Genomic DNA, 17,730 nt, shown 5'->3' on the forward strand with positions numbered 1-17,730 from the left:
AGTCAAAGTCCTGTTGGGTCGATGAGAGGATGCGCGTACGCGGGAATCACCGGCGGCGGCAGCGGCGTGCGGCCGTCGAGCGAACGCACCGCGAGTTGCTGCGCGAGCGGGAAATGCAGGCTGTGCGTGACGAGGCCCGTGCGTTCGCGCGCCGGCAGGCTGCACAGCGCAAGCGCGGTTTCGGCGAGATACGCGACGTCCTCGGTTGGATAGCCTTCGGGGATGTAGCGCGCGGCGCCCGGCGTGCGGATCGCCGTGCTCGGCGCGACGAGATTCACCGCGATGCCGTCGGCTTCGAGTTCGGCCGCGAGCCCCTGCGTGAAGCGCGACAGCGCGGCTTTCACCGCCGCATAGACGGTCGCGCCGCCCGCGCGCGAAAAATCGTCGAACGGCCGCAGCGGCGGCAGCGCCGTCGCGGAGCCGACGTTGACGATCCAGCCGGCGCCGCGAGCGCGCATCAGCGGGATCGCGGCCTGCGCCAGCGCGAACGGGATGCGCAGATAGTGTTCGATCGTCGTGTCGAACATCGTCATCGGCATCGCGTCGACGCATGCGTAATCGGCCACGCCCGCGTTGTTCACGAGGATGTCGAGGCCGCCGGCGGCTTGCGCCGCGCGCCCGACGAGCGCGTCGCGCTCAGCCGCGTTCGACAGGTCGGCCGCGAGCGCGAGCGCGCGGCCGCCGGCCTGTTCGATCAGCGCGACCGTTTCGGCGAGCGTACCAGCGGTGGTCGCCGATTGCGTGAGGCTGCGCGCGGTCACGACGACGGTCGCGCCTTCGGACGCGAGACGCTGCGCGATCGCACGGCCGATGCCGCGGCTCGCGCCCGTCACGAGCGCGCACTTGCCGGCCAGGATCCGGGATGGGGTGTCGGTCATGATGTCTCCAGTCTTTTCGATGCGTGTCGTTCAGCCCGCGATATCCGCAACGTGCAGCACGAGCTTGGTTTTCGCCTCGCCCGTTTGAACGAGATCGAGTGCGCGGGCCGCCTGTTCGAGCGGGAAACTGTCGAAGCGCGGCACGCGCAACGCGCGCCGGCCGAGCCGTTCGGCGATCGACGCGAGCGTGTTGCCGCTCGGCATCCGGCTGTAGGTCAGCGCGACATGCAGCCCGCGATGCGCGGCTTCGGCGCCGACAGCGGCCAGCCGCTCGGCATCGCCGGCCGCGAGCGTCAAGATGTTCACGAGCGTGCCGCCCGGCGCGAGCAGGTCGAGCGCATCCGGCAGCGTGTCGCCGCCGACCGCGTCGAGCACCAGGTCGACGCCACCGGGCGCCCAGGCGCGCAGCGCTGCAGCGATGTCCTGGGCGCGGTAGTCGATGGCGATCTCCGCCCCCAGCGATTCGACGGTGTCGCGATTGCGCGCCGAACACGTCGCCGCGACGCGCGCGCCGGCCTCGGCGGCCAGCTGGATCGCGAACGTGCCGACCGCGCCCGCGCCGCCGTGCACCAGCACGGTCTGCCCCGCGCGCAACCCGCCGTCATCGAACAGGCCGGCCCATGCGGCCAGCGCAGGCGTCGGCGTCGCGGCCGCTTCCGCAAAACTCACCGCGTCGGGCAACCGCACGACCGAGTCGTGACGCACCGCGACGTATTCCGCATACGCGCCCCAGCGCCCCGCACCGACGTCGGTCTGCGCGAACACGCGCATGCCCGGTTCGAAGCCGTCGACGCCGTCGCCGACCGCCGCGACGACGCCCGCCGCGTCGAAGCCGATCACGAACGGGAACGTGTACTGCATGAATGCGCCGAGGTAGCCTTCGCGGCATTTCCAGTCGGCGGGATTGACGCCCGCGTACGCGACGCGGATCAGCACGTCGCCGGGGCCCGGTTTCGGCGCCGGCACGTCGGCCAGCCGTAAGGCGTCGGAATGACCGACGCGGTCGATCAGAAGCGCTCGCATCTTCGTGTCTCCAGAGGTGTTGTCGGTTGGGTGTGCGCGGCGTGTCACGCCGCCGAGTCGGCCAGCAGGCTCGACGCGAGCGGGCAGAACGCATGCGAGATCGCATCGACCGTCCAGTCGGGGCTTTCGGCGTCGAACCGGCGGTCGACCCAACCCCAGTGATACGGATGCAACAGGTATTCGCCGAGCAGATCGCCGACCTGCGCGAATTCCTGTTGCCACACGTGCGTCCATGCGCCGGGGGTTTCGATCCGGTTCAGGCGCCAGTTGCGGATGCCCGGCATGAACGCGGGCATCCGCAGCAACTCGTGCTCGAGCAAGGCGACCTGTGCTTCGCTTGCCTGCGGACGTACACGCAACATCAGCGTGCGCCAGATGCCGTCGCGCAACGCGGGCTCGCGCAGGCCGCCGCCGATCGGGCGGCATGCTGCACCGTCGAGGCGCGCGATGCCGGGCAGTTGCGCCAGTGCGGCGAAATCCGCCGAGGAATCGACAAACCGTTCATCGCGCAGCACGTCGAGCGTGTAGTCGCCCGCGCCCCAGCAGCCTTCCAGATTGCGCGCGAGCGCCACGCGTTTCGCGCCCGGCAGCGCGTGCGCGGCTTCGCGCAATGCGTGCTCGATCGCTTCCGCATCGCGATCGGCCGAAACGAATACCTGTGCCGAGTCATGCCGCATGGTCGACCTCCGTCAGCGCGGGCAGCGGCAAGTCGGCGTCCGTCATCACGTGGCGGCGGCGCGCATCGCACAGCCCGTCGACGGCCATCCAGAACGCAACCACGTCGCCGTCGGTCAATGCGCGCATCCGGTAATAGGAATACGCATCGTCGACCTGCCACGTCAGCCACAGCGTGCTCGGCTGCCCCGGCACCGCGACGGGCGGCGACACCCAGCGGCCGGCCGCCGTCAGTCCGCGCACCGCATGGCCGGGCAGGTAGCGCTCGCGCAGCAGCGCGAGCACGTCGGGAATGCGCTCGGGCGCGAGCGTGATTTCGTCTACGATCTGGATCATTCGCGTATCGTCCGTGGTCGTTCGGGTCGGGATGCATGGCCGGCCTACGCCGTTCCGGCGAGGCCGAAGGCGGCCGGCGTGGATAGCATTCTTGCGTGGGGGCTGCTCGCGAACCCCTACCGGCCCGCTCACCGGCCCCTGTCGCAACGATCAGATCGGGAGACTCATGAAACAGCGTGTATTGCCGGCGAGCGGACGCGTGCTGCCAGGTCTCGGCGCACGCCTGCTGAACGAACTCACTCGCAGCGGCGCGCCACTGGCCGACCACACGGCACACGCGCCGCAAGCGGCGATGACATCGGGCGGCTTCGTCGCGCTGTACCGCGACGCAATCGAGCGGCTCGAGGCGCAGGTCGCGCGCGGCAACGGCCATCCGCCGATGCGCAAGCAGGAAGTCGACCTGATGTGCCGGTGCCTGCTGAGCTGCGCGACGCTCGCCGACGCGATCCGCTGCGCGCGCGACTTCTGCGAGATGTTGACGCCGCGCGCCGGCGGGCTGTCGCTCGCGGTACGCGACGGGCGTGCGACGTTCCGGATGGATTCGCTGCGCCGCGCGCGCAGCCCGGCCGCGTGCCTCGTCGACGTGACCGGGCTGTTCTGCTATCTGCAGCTGTTCGGCTGGCTGATCGGGCAGCCGCTGCAGCCGACCGACGTGTGGCTCGGCCATCCGCGCCGCGACGACGCGGTGCCGCTGCTCGGGCTGTTCAACGCGCCGGTCGACGTCGGCCGGAAAACCTATGGCTTCGCGTTCGATGCGACGCGGCTCGATTGCCGCGTGATCCGGCAGCCGGGCGAACTCGACGCGTTTCTCGTCGACTTCCCGTTTCGTCTGATCGATGCGCCGCCGGCCGTCGTGTCATGGGCGCAGCAAGTGCGCGGTTTTCTCGATGCGGCGCTCGCGCGGGAACAGGCGTTGCCGGCGCTTGCGGAGCTGGCCGCGTGGCTCGGCGTCAGCGAGGCGACGTTGCGCCGGCGGCTGGCGGCGGAAGGCAGCGGCTATCACGTGCTGCGCGAACAATGCGTGGCCGATGCGGCCCGACGATGCCTGCATGAGACGGACTGGCCGATTACACGCGTGGCCGCGTATCTCGGTTTCGGCGGCGAAGAGGCGTTCCGGCGCGCGTTCGTGCGCTGGACCGGCGTCGCGCCGAGCCGGTTCAGGCGCGACCGCATGACGCCCGGCCACCCCGTTTCTTCAGACAAGACACGCGGCACCGGCGCATAAGCGCAAGGATTCGGAAAGCGAACGCCGGGTAATGACGTTTTTTCGCACCCAGCGCGGCGCGGTAATTGACGCGCCCGAGCGCACGCCATTACCCTTGCGCGCTGATGGTTCCCAGGGATGGGATCAAAAGGGAACGCAGGAGGGGCAACGCCTCGAATCTGCGGCTGCCCCCGCAACTGTGAGCGGCGAATCCGTGCCACTGCATGCCACTGGGAAACCGGGAAGGCCTGCACGGATGACGACCCGCGAGCCAGGAGACCTGCCATCGACCCGAGGTCCAGCAGCCGCACCGGGCGGGGTGTCCCGATGTGCAAGCACCGCCGTTGGCGGCCGCCCGTTGCATGGACGAACCGACCTCAGGATCCGTCAGATGTCCTTCGTTCCCGAATCCGCTTCCTTGCCGGAAGCGTCGCACCGACACGCCGCCGGCACGCGCAACCTGCCCGCCGTCCGCTCACGATCGCCGTACGCGCAACGCGCTTTCTCTCGCCGTCTCATGAACATTCGTTACCTGCTCGCCACGTCCGCCGCCTCCGCGCTGCTCGCCCCGATCGCCCATGCCGGCGACACCGCGCTCCAGCCGCCCGCCCAGCCGGCGGAAAGTGTCGACTTGCCGACGATCAGCGTGACCGACACGCGTCGCCTGCCCGAATCGTTTGACGGCCGCTATGCGTCGACCCAGGTACTCACGAGAACGGATCTCGACCGGCTGTCGCCGAGCGAGCCGAGCATCACGCAGGCGCTTGCGATGCTGCCCGGCGTGACCGTTTCGCAGACCGGTGGCCCCGGCTCGTCCGCATCGGTCAGCATCCGCGGCTCGTCGGCGAGCCAGGTTGCCGTGTTCATCGACGGTATCCGGATCGGCTCGCCGACCACCGGCATCGCACCGTGGGCCGACCTGCCGACCGAAGCGTTCGAACGTGTCGAGGTGATTTCGGGGCCGGCCGCCGCGTCGTTCGGCGCCAACGCGATGGGCGGTGTCGTGCAACTGTTCACGCGCCGCTCGTCGAACCAGCCGAACCAGACCACCGTGTCGGTCGGCGGCGGATCGAACAAGACGTTCGACACGCAGCTGCGCACGTCGGGTACGGTGCCGTCGACCGGGCCGCTCGCCGCGCTTGGCGGGCTCACCTACTCGCTTGGCCTGCACTCGTACAACACCGCCGGCATCGATTCGACGCGACCCGTCTTGCCGTATCACGAGGACGGCCGCAATCCGTATCACGCGCAGGATCTCGATGCGCGCCTCGGCTACGCGCGCGACAACTGGTCGATCTCGACCTTCGCGCTGTATCACCGCTCCGACCTGTCCTACGACAACAGCGGCTATGCGAACCGCCAGCTCGATCACCAGCTGACGACCGGTCTCGCGTTCCATCTCGACATCACGCCCGATACGCAGTTCGACCAGTCGTTCGGTTATGCGAACGATCGCCAGTTCCTCTACGCGAGCGATCCGTCCATCCCGACCGACCAGATCAATTCGCAGCGCATCAGCACGTCGACGTCCCTGACCCATCAGGAGCGCGGATTCCATCTGTTCGGCCTGCCGCTGTCGGGCGAGAGCAAGCTCGCGTACGACTTCACGCGCGAACAGGCATTCCTGCCGATCGACGCACCCGGCGGCATACCGACGCGCAACGACTCCGCGTTCTCGCTGCATCAGTCGGCCACGCTCGGCAGCGTCACGATGTTCCTCGCGGGGCGTCGCGAGATCATCGCCGGACAAGGCGTGAACACCGGCAATGCCGCGCTGTCGTGGGCGATCACGCCGGTCTACACGGCGCGTGTGTCGTACGGCAATGCGTTCCGCCTGCCGAGTTTCAACGACCTGTACTACCCCGGCTACGGCAATCCGAACCTCAGCCCGGAACGCAGCACGTCGGTCGAGGCCGCGCTCGACGCGAACACGTCGTACGGCACGTTCTCCGCCGCGATCTACGACACGCGCGTCAACAACCTGATCGCGTACAACCCCGCGACGTACTCGCCGATCAACATCGGCCGCGCGCATATTCGCGGGATCGACCTGTCGTACAAGGGGACGATCGGCCGCTACACGCCGGTGAGCGTCGCGATCGGCATCCTGAATCCGCAGGACGAGACCAATGACAGCTGGCTGAACCGCCGGCCACGCCAGACGGTCAGCCTGAACGTGGACCACTCGTGGGACGAACTGCACCTGCACGCGCTCACCACGGGGGCGTCGCTGAACTACGGCGGTACGACGTTCGACGATCCGGCCAACACGACGTACCTGCCGTCGTACCTGAGCGTGAACCTGCGCGCGTCGTACCGGATCAATTCGCACCTGACGGTGTCGGCCACGCTGTCGAACCTGTTCGACCGGCAATACATGACCGCGTACGGCTACAACACGCTCGGGCGGACTGCGTTCGGGAAGGTCAGTTATACGTTCTGATGGCCCATCACATCGGCGCCTACGTCGCAGGCGCCGGGGCGGACCAGCACGCTCGGCACGCACGAAAAATTGACATCGCAGCAAAACCTAATAGAATTAGTTTTTTGACTAACCTGCATAGCATCCGTCATGGCACGTGCCGGCATTACCGTGGACAAGCTGGTCGAAGCCGGCGCGCAGCTCGCCGATGAAACCGGCTTCGAGCAGCTCACCGGCGCGGCGCTCGCGCGACACTTCGACGTCAAGCTAGCCAGCCTGTACTCCCATGTCCCGAGTTTCGACGACCTCAAGAGCCGGATCGCGCTGTTCGCGCTGAAGGAACTCGCCGATCGTGCGACCGACGCGCTGGCCGGCCGCACCGGCAAGGACGCGCTGGCCGCGCTCGCGAACGTCTATCGCGACTATGCGCGCGCGCATCCCGGCCGCTTTGCGGCCGCGCGCCATCCGGTGAACGCAGAGCGCGCCGCCGAGAGCGCGGGCGGCCGGCTCGTCAGGATGACCTCGGCCGTGCTGCGCAGCTACGACTTGCCGGAAGCCGAACAGGCCCATGCGATCCGCCTGCTCGGCGGCTTCTTCATGGGCTATGTGACGCTCGAAGGCGCCGGCGGTTTCTCGCACAGCGCGCCGGATTCCGACGTGTCGTGGTCGCGCAGCCTCGATGCGCTGGACGTGATGCTGCGCCACTGGCCTTCGGCCGCATGACGCACCGGATGGAATTCAAGCGATGAAAGACAAACCTGACGGCGTCCTGCTGCCGAGCCGTGTCGTGCCCTTCCCGGTTTCGATCAGCGACGAAGCACGAACCGCGTTGCAACGACTGGTCGGCGACGACGGCGTGCCGCTGAATGCGCTGCACGTGATGCCGGCGCCGGACGACGTCGACGCGTGGATGCGTGTGAAAGCGGCCGCCGACGAGCATTACGCGGCCGCCGTCGAGAAGCTCGCCGGGTATCTGCGTTCGAGCGTCGAGACGATCCAGGCCGGCCACGCGGACGTGCACGTCGCGACGCCCGAAACAACGGTGTCCGATGAGTGCGCGTACATCGACCTGCACGGCGGCGCGCTGATCGTCGGCGGCGGTGCCGCTTGCCGCGCCGGCGCGCAGATGCAGGCCGACCGGCTCGGCATGCGCTGCTACGGCGTCGACTACCGCATGCCACCCGACCATCCGTATCCGGCCGCGCTCGACGATTGCATCGCCGCCTATGCGTTCGTGCTGGAACGCCATGCGCCGGAGAACATCGTCGTCGGCGGCCGCTCGGCCGGCGGCAATCTCGCGGCCGCGATGGTGCTGCGCGCCCGCGACGAAGGCTTACCGCTGCCGGCCGCACTCGTCCTGTTGTCGCCGGAAGCCGACCTGACCGAATCCGGAGACAGCTTCGAGACCAACCGGCTCGTCGACGTCGTGCTGCCGGCTTCGCTGATGGCGAACAACCTGCTCTACGCGAACGGCGCCGAGCTCGCGCATCCGTATCTGTCGCCGCTGTTCGGCGATTTCTCGGCCGGCTTCCCGCCGACGTTCCTCCAGAGCGGTACGCGCGACCTGTTCCTGTCGAACGCGGTCCGCCTGCATCGCGCGTTGCGGCGCGCGCAGGTGCCGACCGAGTTGCACGTGTTCGAAGGGATGCCGCACGGCGGGTTCATGGGCGCGCCGGAAGACATCGAACTGAGCCAAGAGATCACGCGCTTCGTGCAGGCGCATGCGCGGGCGTTGCAAGCGGTCGAAGGCGTTCGACCGAACGGCAGCCCGCTTCGGGCCTAGGGCCTGTTCACGCCCTAGGCCAGGCCGCGCATACCCGCGACCAGCTGGATCGCGCCGAACACCGCGATGACGGCGGCCGATACGCGCGACAACCCGTGCATGAACGCGAACGACATCCTCGTGCGCAGCGCGGCCGTCGCGCCGCTCAGGCACAGCCACCAGGTTGCCGAACCGACGAACACGCCGGCGACCATCCACTCGACGGCCGGCCGCATCGCGCCTTCGTGCGTGCCTGATAGCGGGCCGAGTGCCGCGAAAATCCCGACGAACGACAGGATCGTCATCGGGTTCGACAGCGTCAGGCCGAACGTCGTCAGGAAATCGCGCAGAACGGTCGTGCGCGGCAAGTCGCGTTGCAGCGCGGCCGCGGCCGGCGGCTGGCGCGCGATGGACCACGCGAGCCACACGAGAAACACGCCGCCGCCGATCTTGAGGGCGACGGTCAGCATCGGGAATGCGGTGACGATGCCCGCGATGCCCAGCGCGCCCATCAGGCCGTAGATCGCATCGGCGCACGCGGCGCCGATACCCGTCGCGAACCCTGCCTGAAAACCGCGGCTCAGGCTGCGCTGAATGCACAGCATGCCGATCGGGCCGACCGGCACCGCGATCGACAGCCCCATCACGACGGACTTGATGAACAACATTGCCTGCTCCTTGCGACATGCAACGGGTCGAACAGGCATCGTAGGGAAAGTCCGGTCACCGCTGAATGCGGTTTTTAAGGAAAAATAGGCGCTCTACCTTAAAAAATCCCGCCGCGATGGATGATCTGGACTGGAAGGTATTGGCGCTGCTTCAGGCCAACGGCCGCATCAGCTATACCGAACTCGCGCGCCAGGTTCACCTGTCGGTGCCGGCGGTGACGGAGCGCGTGAAGCGCCTCGAGGCGTCCGGTGTCGTCGAGGGCTACACGGCGCGAATCAACCCGGTCGCGGCCGGCTACCCGGTGAGCGCGCTGATCGGCATCACGGTGCCGCAGCCGGCCAAGGCAAAATTCCTCAAGTTGCTGGAGTCGATTCCCGAAGTCGTCGAATGCCGTCACGTGACCGGCGAGGATTCGTACGTGATGCGGTTCGTCGCAACCAGCATGACCCATCTCGAACAGCTGATCGAACGCATCAACCTGTACGGCGAAACGCGCACGTCGATCGTGATGTCGACGCCAGTGCCGGTGCGCGGGCTGGCGCGGCCGCCGTCGAAGCTCGGATGATGCGTCGATCGGCGCCAGCCGGCCCGTCGACGACAAGCCGCCAATTGGCTGCCGGCCCGCCAGTCCGCCGCGGCGATCGACGCACGCCGGTTATTTGCCGGCCAGGCCGCCGAGCAGGCCCCCCACCAACGACGTCACCGGCGCAAGCGGATTGGCGAGACCGCCCAGCGGCGTGCCGCCGCCCGTGCCGGTCGCGGGACCGTTGTGCACGGTCGCCGGAGTACCGCCGACCACGCTCGTCACCAGACCGGAGATCGGCACCGCGCCGTTCGCGCCGCCTGGATTCACGAGGCCGCCCACATTCGTGACCGTGTTGCCGACTGCCTGGACGAGGTTGCCGACACCGCCGACGAGCGGCTGAGACGACGCGGAGGCCACCTTCGATCCGGCCGACGTGATCGCCGCGCCGACCTGCCCGAGCAGGCCGGCGACCGGCTGTCCGAGGCCGGTGGCGGTGCCGACCTGCTGCGTGAGCTGGCCCGCCGTCGTCACGAGCGGCGTGATCGCCGTGCTGATCGCCTGCGTCGTCTGCTGGACCGGGCCCGACGACAACGCCGCGCCGAGCGTCGCGCCGCCCGTGCGCAGCCCGCCGGCCACCGTGTCGAGCAGCCCGCTGACCGGTGTCGTGAGCGGCGCCAGCGGCGACAGCGGGCCGGAGCCGAGCGCCTTGACGGTTTCGCTGAGGCCGCTGACAGGGTTGCTGGTCGACGCGACGATGTTGCCGAGGCCGCCGATCGTCGTGCCGACCGGGTTCGGTACGGTGCCGATCTGGCCGAGGCCGGCACTCACGGCATTCGACGTCGCGCTGATGATCGTGCCGACGCCGGTCACCGTGTCGGCCGGCCCGACGGTGACGCCCCTGCTGACGCCGGGGAGGGTGACGCCGGCGAGCGTGGTGCCCGCATCCATCACGATCCCGCCGACGGAGCTGACGATGCCGTTCGTGCCCGGCGCGCCGCTGGTGCCCCAGCCGCTTGTGTTACCGCTGCTGGAGCCACTGCTGCTCGACCCGCTGCTGCTCGTGCCACTGCTGCTTGTGCCGCTGCTGCTCGTGCCACTGCTGCTCGTGCCGCTGCTGCTTGTGCCGCTGCTGCTCGTGCCGCTGCTGCTTGTGCCGCTGCTGCTCGTGCCGCTGCTACTTGTGCCGCTGCTGCTTGTGCCGCTGCTGCTTGTGCCGCTGCTGCTTGTGCCGCTGCTGCTCGTGCCGCTGCTGCTCGTGCCACTGCTGCTCGCGCCACTGCTGCTCGTGCCGCTGCTACTCGTGCCACTGCTGCTCGTACCGCTGCTGCCACTCGTGCCACTGGTCCCGCTCGTGCTCGTCGCGATGTTGTTGCCCGGCAGTGTCGGCGCCGAAATATCGCCGCCGCCGCACGCCGCCAGCGCGCACGCCGCAGCGATGGCGGCAAGCGCGCCATTCGCCTTGATGAAATGATTGTGCATGGAAGTCCCCGTCAGCTATTCAACGTCGTGCTTCCAGCAAGCATCTACCGTGCCATCGCCATCAGGACCGCTGACGATCCGGCCATCGCATCGGATCGCGCCGTCCGGCGGGCCTTGCGTGGACGATCCACGGCGCGGTTGCCCAATCTTTCGTCGTGCGCGTACCTTACGTTCCAGTAACGCTTCCGTAACACGAATCCGATGTTACGTAGCACCGCGCGACAAATGACGACGCATCGCGTCGCCGCCCTCCTTCGAGCGTACTCAACGGTGCTATCGTCGAAACCTGCCCCGACATCTCCCCTATCCGCGCCATCGGCGCTCCGATCCCCGGACCAGACAAACGATGAACAACCCGCAAGCAATCCTGACCGCCGCCGATATCGCGGCGATGGAACCGGAGCATTCCGTCCATCCGTTGAACGCGAATGCCGTCCGCCTGAAGCGATCGCTGGGTGACGCCACCGGGCTCACGCAACTGGGCTTCCATCTGATGACGTTGATGCCGGGGCACGAATCGACCGAATATCACCGGCACCTGTACGGCGAGGAATGCCTTTACGTGCTGTCCGGATTCGGCGAGGCAACCATCGACGGCCAGACCTGTCCGGTCGGCCCGGGGGACTTCATGGGATTCCCGCGCGGCGGCCCCGCGCACACGATGGTCAATACCGGCGACCTGCCGCTCGTCTACATCGTCGCCGGCGATCGGCCGGAACACGACGTGTGCGACTATCCGAAACTCGGCAAGCGTCTGTACAAGGCGGGCGCCAACAAGGTGTTCGTGGATCACGACGAATAGCGTCACCCGTCACGGCCGCTTAACAAGCTTCACGATCGTAAGCGTGCCGTGGACGTTTTCAACCCGAACCCTCACCCTGTCGCCCGCATGCAGCGGCGCGATCATGCCCGCCTCGCCGACCTTGAACGCCATCGTCATCGGCGGCATCCCGACGTTGTCGAGCGCACCGTGCTTCAGCGTCACCAGCCCGCGCCCGGCGTCGATCGCCTTGACCTCGGCGTCGGTCAGCTTCGCATCCGGCGCCGACATCGTCGTGTCGCCCATGTTCATGCCGGACATGTCGCCGCCCGCGAACACCGGCAGCGCGACGACGGCCATCGCGCACCACGCGGCGACGCCATGCAAGCAGCACTTCATCGATAGACTCCCGCCGGGCCCCGCACGATTCCGCTGCACCGTGGTGCCGCCCGTCACACGATCAACGTCACACCGGCCCACGCGATCAGCACGATGCCGAGCGCGCGGCCGATACGTTCGCCGCCCGGCAGGACTTTTTCCGCGAACACGAGGAGCGACAGTGCGGCAATCCACACGACGTTCATCACGCCGCCGACGAACAGCAGCGCCATCAGCAGCCAGCAGCACCCCACGCAGTACGCGCCGTGACGCACGCCGAGCAGGAAACTGCCCGCAACGCCCGGACGCCAGTGCGCGACCAGGAACGCGGCCGGCGCACGGCATTGCCGCAGGCACGCGCGCTTCAGCGGCGAGAATTGATAGAGTCCGGCCAGCGCCAGCACGACCGCGGAAAGGATGGCGCTCTTCGACCACAGCATCATCGCTGAGATCAATCCGGCCGGCTGCAGCATCGCCTGAAGCAGCGCCGCGCCGATCGAGAACGCGAGCCATGTCGTCAGATAGCCGGCCAGCAGCGACACCGACGTGAACGCCGAGCCCGACGCCATCTCGCCGCGATGCCGCAGCACGCGCCGGTACAGCATCACGAGCGGCGCCGCACCGGGCGTCATCATCGCGACCATCATCACCCACCACATCGCGATCACGGTCGGCAGCGACGGATCCATGCTGCCCATGTCGTCCGCGAGACGGTGCGGAAAGAGCGCGAACGTCGTCATGTCCAGCGCCGACATGCCGGTGCCCGCCCCGGTCCACAGGTAGAACCAGCACACGCCGACGAGTGCGGCCATCGCGAGCAGCGTGATGACGCGCTCGCGACCGAGCCAGGAGTCGAGCGGAGTCATGCCGCGACGCGATGCCGGATCAAGCCGTGGTTGTTCAAGTGCAGCCGCGCGAACTGCGCATAGGTGCCGTCGAGATTCAACGCGATGTTGCCGTGCGAGCGCCCCGTGCCCGAGCCGATTTCCGCCAGTTCGTATTCGAAACCGTTCGGCAGGTCGATCCGCACGCGGTGCTCGGCGCCCGTCACCGGGTTGCGGATCGGCTCGCCGGCCGCGTCGAACACGCCGTCGACGTGAATCCGGCCGCGCCGCGCATCGACATCGACGTCGAAATCGATCTTCGTGAAGATCGGATCGAACGCGTGCTCGAGCGTCGACGCGTACACCGAGAACATCGTCGCGAATGGATCGGTATCCTGACCGGTCATGATCTTCAGCACGGCATCGCGCTGCTCGGGGCTGGCCCGCTCGTCGACGATCGGCTGGCACTTGCCGCGGCCCTCGTGAACGGCGCCCGGCCACTGGAACACGACCGCGATCCTGACGCCGTCGAGCACCACGTCGCCGTAGTGGCCGCTGTCGATCGACAGCGCGCCCATCGCTTCGCAATTGCCGTTGGTCGGCAACGCATTGAACTGGCACGGACAACCGTATGAGCAATTGCAACTGATCATTTCGGTGCCCTGAATCTCCCACGGCGTCATGACTCCACCTCGCGCTCGGTGACATGTAAACGCTTCGAATCTAGTGCACGGTACCGGGGAAATCAAAGCAGGGATCACCCACCTGCAAACGGTGTTTTCGCGGCTTACATATGACCTATCGAACCGCATGCGCATCGAGGTGCCGGCCGCTGTCTCCGCCCCGTCGTCTCAGACGAGCAACGATGCGACGATCGCACACCACACCGCGCTCGCGCCGCACAGAAACGCGCGCCGCGCGACGAACATCCGCGACTCGTCATCGGGTGTCTTCATCGGCGAGGTTGCGAGAAACGGCACGCTGGCGAGACACGCGAAGCCCGCCAGCGCGAGCATCACGACGACATAGTCGCCGAACCGCCAGGGCAGCGGTTCGTGCAATCCCCAGTAACCGAGAAACAGCATGCCCATCGAGAACATCGTCGCGGCGGCCGAGCTGAGCGCGACCACCGATCCCGTCGGAAATTGCATGGGAACCTCCCCTCGCGCAACGCGCGATGCAACGCATCTCGCCAAGGACCGTCACGATCGTGCCGGCCGCCGACCGGTTCACGGATTCATGACTGACTCGAATGGATGAAGAGCGCCCCCGCCGCCGCTCGACGAATACGCGTTGTCACGGATTGACAGATTCAGCCAGATAACGCGGCATTTCGTGCCCGTCCAATCCGGCACGTGCGTCACGCCGCTACTCCGGCTTCTTCGCGACCTGCGCGAACGTCATCCATCCGACCACCGCGGTGGCGACCCAGCAACATGTGACCAGCAGGTCGAGATTCATCCAGCCTTCGAAATTCGCGCTGTTTTCGAAACTGCAGCGCTGACGGCCCCTGACCCACATGCAGCCGCTGATCAGTTGGTCGATGTGCATGTAGATGCTGAATGCCGCAACGGCAGAGGCGATGACGGCGACCCGCAGGCTCATGCTCTTTTTCATTGGTGCTGGACGCGTGTGGTGAACTCCTGCCGATCTTAAGCCAATGGTGACGTGTCACGCAATTGATCGGGTATCGTCCCGATTGACCGGCGTGCGTGAAAGATGCACCTTCCGCTCACCCTTCGATCTGCCTGATCGTCCTCAGGCAATCCGCCGCCAGTTGTTGATAGATCCGCGTGCCGTTCGCCTTCGCTTCGATCTCCGCGTCGCTCAGCCGCCGTACGACGCGCCCCGGCATGCCCGCGAGCAGCACGCCGCCCGGCACGTCGTAACCGGCCTTCACGAACGCGCATGCCGCGACGATCGTCGTCGCACCGATCGTCGCGCCGTCCATCACGACCGCGTTCATCCCGATCATCGTGTCGGGTTCGAGGGTCGCGCCATGCACGATCGCGCCATGGCCGATGTGGCTGTTCACGCCGAGCCGGCACGTCTCGCCGATCCCGACGTGCAGCACGCAGCCGTCCTGCACGTTGCTGCCGTCCTCCACGACGATCGCGCCGAAGTCGCCGCGCAGGCACGCATGCGGACCGATGTAGCAGCGCGCGCCGATCGTCACGTCGCCGATCACGACCGCGGTCGGATCGACATACGCGGACGGATCGATGCGCGGACGCATCCCGTTGAATTCGAACAGCGGCATCGTCAGAGCGCCGCGACCGCTTTCGGCACGAGCGCGAACAGGTCGCCGACGACACCATAGTCGGCCACGCTGAAGATCGGCGCCTCCGGATCCTTGTTGATCGCGACGATCACCTTCGAATCCTTCATGCCCGCCAAGTGCTGGATCGCGCCGGAAATGCCGACCGCGATGTACAGCTGCGGTGCGACGATCTTGCCGGTCTGGCCGACCTGATAGTCGTTCGGCACGTAGCCGGCGTCGACCGCTGCGCGCGATGCGCCGAGTGCGGCCTGCAGCTTGTCGGCCAGTGGCTCGAGCACCTTCGTGTAGTTCTCGCCGCTGCCCAAGCCACGGCCGCCCGACACGATGATGTTCGCGCTGGTGAGTTCCGGCCGGTCCAGCTTCGTCACTTCACGGCTCACGAACCGCGACTGGCCTGCATCTGCGGCTACCTCGATCTTCTCGACCGTCGCGTTGCCGCCTTCGGCCGCCACCGGATCGAACCCCGTCGCACGCACCGTGACGACCTTGATCGCGTCGCCCGACTGAACCGTCGCGATCGCGTTGCCCGCGTAGATCGGCCGCTCGAACGTATCGGCCGAAACCACGCCCGTGATCTCGGAGATCTGTGCGACGTCCAGCTTTGCGGCGATACGCGGCGCGATGTTCTTGCCGTAGGCAGTTGCCGGCGCGAGGATGTGCGAATAGTCCTTCGCGATGTTCATCACGGTCGCTTCGACGTTCTCGGCCAGACCGTCTGCCAGGTGCGGCGCGTCGGCCAGCAGCACCTTCGACACACCGGCGATCTTCGCCGCCGCGTCCGCAGCCGCTTGCGCGTCGTGGCCCGCGACCAGAACATGCACGTCGCCACCGCCCGCTGCGCCGAGCGCCTGCGCTGCCGCCACCGCATTGAGCGTCGCAGCCTTGATCGATGCGTTGTCGTGTTCCGCAATTACCAGAATCGTCATTTCGTTGCGTTCCCTGTTACAGCACCTTGGCTTCGGTCTTCAGCTTCGCGACCAGCGTCTGCACGTCCGGCACCTTCACGCCGGCCGCGCGCTTCGGCGGCTCGCTCACGTTGAGCATCTTCAAACGCGGCGTCACATCCACGCCAAGGTCGCCGGGCTGCACGACCTCGAGCGGCTTCTTCTTCGCCTTCATGATGTTCGGCAACGTCACGTAGCGCGGCTCGTTCAGGCGCAGGTCCGTCGTCACGACCGCGGGCAGTTGCAGCGACAGCGTTTCCGCGCCGCCGTCGACTTCGCGCGCGACCGTCGCACGGCCGTCGGCAATCACCACCTTCGACGCGAACGTCGCCTGCGGCAACCCCGCGAGCGCGGCCAGCATCTGGCCGGTCTGGTTCGAATCGTCGTCGATCGCCTGCTTGCCGAGGATCACCAGCTGCGGCTGCTCCTTGTCGACCAGCGCCTTCAGCACCTTCGCGACGCCCAGCGGCTCGACGCCGGCATTCGATTCGACGAGGATCGCGCGGTCCGCGCCGATCGCGAGCGCCGTGCGCAGCGTTTCCTGCGCTTGCGCCACGCCGACCGATATGGCGACCACCTCCGTCGCGACGCCGGCTTCCTTTAACCGCACGGCCTCTTCCACCGCGATCTCGTCGAACGGGTTCATCGACATCTTCACGTTCGCGATGTCGACGCCGGTCCGGTCGGATTTCACGCCGACCTTCACGTTCGCGTCGACCACGCGCTTCACTGCCACGAGCACTTTCAACTGTGCGTCTCCCTTGTTGTGCGAAAGCCGCGTCAGCGCGCGGTATAACCGCCGTCGATCACGAGCTCCGCGCCCGTCACGTAACGGCCAGCCGGCGACACGAGATACAGGATGCCGGCCGCGATGTCGCGCGGGCTGCCGATCTTCGCCATCGGCACGTGTGTTTGCAGATAACCGAACACGTTGTCGGGGTCCTGCCCCATCTGGCGGAACGCGTCCTCGAGCATCGGCGTGCGGATATAGCCGGGATGCACCGAGTTCGCGCGGATGTTCTTCGCCGCGTACAGCATCGCGTCGACCTTCGCCATCATCCGCACCGCAGCCTTCGATGCGTGATACGCGGGCACGTCGGGGCCGCCGACGATCCCGTACATCGACGACAGGTTCACGATCGAGCCGCCGCCGGCCGCATCGATATGCGGAATCGCCGCTCGCGTGCACAGGAACACGCCGTTCACGTTCACGTCCTGCACGCGCTGCCACTGCGCGAGCGTGAGCTCGTGCGTCGGCACGTTGTGGCCTTCGATGCCCGCGTTGTTCACGAGCACGTCGAGGCGCCCGAAGCGCGCGACGATCTCGCCGAACACGCGCCCCACGTCGGCTTCCTGCGTCACGTCGAGCGACCAGAACGCGGCCTGGCCGCCTTGCGCGCGAATTTCCTCGACCAGCGCTTCGGCCGGTTGCGACAGCACGTCGAGAATGGCCACGCTCGCGCCGGCCGCGGCCAGCGTACGCGCCGTCTCCGCGCCGATGCCGCGCGCGCCGCCGGTGATCGCGGCCACCTTGCCGCGCAGGTCGAACAGTTCTTCGATGAGTTTCAT

The 17,730-nt window shown here is 67.4% G+C and carries 22 protein-coding genes and 1 riboswitch; of the genes, 7 read left to right on the forward strand and 15 right to left on the reverse strand.

Annotation, left to right across the window (positions count from 1 at the left end):
• Positions 1-2 precede the first annotated feature (2 nt).
• The 4 genes from HWX87_RS02390 to HWX87_RS02405 are packed head-to-tail and all read right to left on the reverse strand — an operon-like array spanning position 3 to position 2,912.
• Positions 3-878, reverse strand: coding sequence for an SDR family NAD(P)-dependent oxidoreductase (locus tag HWX87_RS02390; protein ID WP_176045491.1), 876 nt, complete (start codon positions 876-878; stop codon positions 3-5).
• Positions 879-908: 30 nt separating this feature from the next.
• A complete protein-coding gene (locus HWX87_RS02395; RefSeq protein WP_176045492.1) occupies positions 909-1,901 on the reverse strand; it encodes an NADP-dependent oxidoreductase in 993 nt (330 codons plus the stop codon).
• A gap of 44 nt (positions 1,902-1,945) precedes the next feature.
• Entirely contained in the window at positions 1,946-2,578 is a 633-nt protein-coding gene (locus tag HWX87_RS02400) for a Dabb family protein (protein WP_176045493.1), read from the reverse strand.
• Positions 2,568-2,912, reverse strand: coding sequence for a hypothetical protein (locus HWX87_RS02405; protein WP_176045494.1), 345 nt, complete (start codon positions 2,910-2,912; stop codon positions 2,568-2,570). The genes HWX87_RS02400 and HWX87_RS02405 overlap by 11 nt, the downstream gene beginning before the upstream one ends.
• A gap of 166 nt (positions 2,913-3,078) precedes the next feature.
• On the opposite strand from HWX87_RS02405, the gene HWX87_RS02410 reads away from it, so the two are divergent.
• The 4 genes from HWX87_RS02410 to HWX87_RS02425 all read left to right on the forward strand — a co-directional run bounded on the left by HWX87_RS02410 (position 3,079) and on the right by HWX87_RS02425 (position 8,321).
• The gene (locus HWX87_RS02410) at positions 3,079-4,137 is read left to right on the forward strand and encodes an AraC family transcriptional regulator (RefSeq protein WP_176045495.1); all 1,059 of its coding nucleotides are present in this window, start codon (positions 3,079-3,081) and stop codon (positions 4,135-4,137) included.
• Between the two features lie 88 nt (positions 4,138-4,225).
• Positions 4,226-4,419, forward strand: a riboswitch (cobalamin riboswitch).
• A gap of 214 nt (positions 4,420-4,633) precedes the next feature.
• Complete coding sequence (locus HWX87_RS02415; protein WP_176045496.1) at positions 4,634-6,559, forward strand: TonB-dependent receptor; 1,926 nt, start codon at positions 4,634-4,636, stop codon at positions 6,557-6,559.
• A 129-nt stretch (positions 6,560-6,688) separates the two neighbouring features.
• On the forward strand, positions 6,689-7,261 hold the full coding sequence (locus HWX87_RS02420; RefSeq protein ID WP_176045497.1) for a TetR-like C-terminal domain-containing protein: 573 nt from the start codon (positions 6,689-6,691) through the stop codon (positions 7,259-7,261).
• Between the two features lie 22 nt (positions 7,262-7,283).
• The gene (locus HWX87_RS02425) at positions 7,284-8,321 is read left to right on the forward strand and encodes an alpha/beta hydrolase (protein WP_176045498.1); all 1,038 of its coding nucleotides are present in this window, start codon (positions 7,284-7,286) and stop codon (positions 8,319-8,321) included.
• Between the two features lie 14 nt (positions 8,322-8,335).
• Here the strand turns inward: HWX87_RS02425 and HWX87_RS02430 are convergent, their stop codons facing one another.
• Positions 8,336-8,968 (reverse strand): LysE family transporter, encoded by a 633-nt coding sequence (locus HWX87_RS02430; protein ID WP_176045499.1) that lies wholly within the window; start codon positions 8,966-8,968, stop codon positions 8,336-8,338.
• A gap of 116 nt (positions 8,969-9,084) precedes the next feature.
• Here HWX87_RS02430 and HWX87_RS02435 point away from each other — a divergent pair, with 116 nt between their 5' ends.
• Positions 9,085-9,534, forward strand: a complete 450-nt coding sequence (locus HWX87_RS02435; protein WP_176045500.1) for an Lrp/AsnC family transcriptional regulator — start codon at positions 9,085-9,087, stop codon at positions 9,532-9,534.
• 90 nt (positions 9,535-9,624) lie between these two features.
• Here the strand turns inward: HWX87_RS02435 and HWX87_RS38290 are convergent, their stop codons facing one another.
• Complete coding sequence (locus HWX87_RS38290; protein ID WP_347880170.1) at positions 9,625-10,443, reverse strand: collagen-like triple helix repeat-containing protein; 819 nt, start codon at positions 10,441-10,443, stop codon at positions 9,625-9,627.
• A 25-nt stretch (positions 10,444-10,468) separates the two neighbouring features.
• Here HWX87_RS38290 and HWX87_RS38295 point away from each other — a divergent pair, with 25 nt between their 5' ends.
• On the forward strand, positions 10,469-10,966 hold the full coding sequence (locus tag HWX87_RS38295; RefSeq protein WP_347880171.1) for a hypothetical protein: 498 nt from the start codon (positions 10,469-10,471) through the stop codon (positions 10,964-10,966).
• 354 nt (positions 10,967-11,320) lie between these two features.
• Positions 11,321-11,776, forward strand: coding sequence for a cupin domain-containing protein (locus HWX87_RS02445; protein ID WP_176045502.1), 456 nt, complete (start codon positions 11,321-11,323; stop codon positions 11,774-11,776).
• A 9-nt stretch (positions 11,777-11,785) separates the two neighbouring features.
• On the opposite strand, the gene HWX87_RS02450 is transcribed toward HWX87_RS02445, so the two are convergent.
• From HWX87_RS02450 to HWX87_RS02490, 9 genes are all read right to left on the reverse strand, one after another.
• Positions 11,786-12,133 (reverse strand): copper-binding protein, encoded by a 348-nt coding sequence (locus tag HWX87_RS02450; protein ID WP_176045503.1) that lies wholly within the window; start codon positions 12,131-12,133, stop codon positions 11,786-11,788.
• Between the two features lie 53 nt (positions 12,134-12,186).
• Positions 12,187-12,978, reverse strand: a complete 792-nt coding sequence (locus HWX87_RS02455; protein ID WP_176045504.1) for a DUF2182 domain-containing protein — start codon at positions 12,976-12,978, stop codon at positions 12,187-12,189.
• Entirely contained in the window at positions 12,975-13,619 is a 645-nt protein-coding gene (locus tag HWX87_RS02460) for a DUF1326 domain-containing protein (RefSeq protein WP_176045505.1), read from the reverse strand. Before HWX87_RS02460 ends, HWX87_RS02455 begins: the two co-directional genes overlap by 4 nt.
• A gap of 168 nt (positions 13,620-13,787) precedes the next feature.
• Positions 13,788-14,087, reverse strand: coding sequence for a hypothetical protein (locus HWX87_RS02465; protein ID WP_176045506.1), 300 nt, complete (start codon positions 14,085-14,087; stop codon positions 13,788-13,790).
• Positions 14,088-14,304: 217 nt separating this feature from the next.
• The gene (locus HWX87_RS02470) at positions 14,305-14,553 is read right to left on the reverse strand and encodes a hypothetical protein (RefSeq protein WP_176045507.1); all 249 of its coding nucleotides are present in this window, start codon (positions 14,551-14,553) and stop codon (positions 14,305-14,307) included.
• A gap of 115 nt (positions 14,554-14,668) precedes the next feature.
• Positions 14,669-15,196 carry a transferase hexapeptide repeat family protein gene (locus HWX87_RS02475; RefSeq protein WP_176045508.1) on the reverse strand — a complete coding sequence of 176 codons (528 nt, stop codon included), beginning with the start codon at positions 15,194-15,196 and terminating at the stop codon, positions 14,669-14,671.
• Between the two features lie 2 nt (positions 15,197-15,198).
• A complete protein-coding gene (locus HWX87_RS02480; RefSeq protein ID WP_176045509.1) occupies positions 15,199-16,143 on the reverse strand; it encodes an FAD-binding protein in 945 nt (314 codons plus the stop codon).
• A 16-nt stretch (positions 16,144-16,159) separates the two neighbouring features.
• Positions 16,160-16,909, reverse strand: a complete 750-nt coding sequence (locus HWX87_RS02485; RefSeq protein ID WP_176045510.1) for an electron transfer flavoprotein subunit beta/FixA family protein — start codon at positions 16,907-16,909, stop codon at positions 16,160-16,162.
• A 32-nt stretch (positions 16,910-16,941) separates the two neighbouring features.
• Positions 16,942-17,730 carry a glucose 1-dehydrogenase gene (locus HWX87_RS02490; protein ID WP_176045511.1) on the reverse strand — a complete coding sequence of 263 codons (789 nt, stop codon included), beginning with the start codon at positions 17,728-17,730 and terminating at the stop codon, positions 16,942-16,944.

Origin of the sequence: Burkholderia sp. BCC1644, from assembly GCF_902833225.1 — a bacterium.
In the GTDB taxonomy this organism is placed as follows: Bacteria; Pseudomonadota; Gammaproteobacteria; order Burkholderiales; family Burkholderiaceae; genus Burkholderia.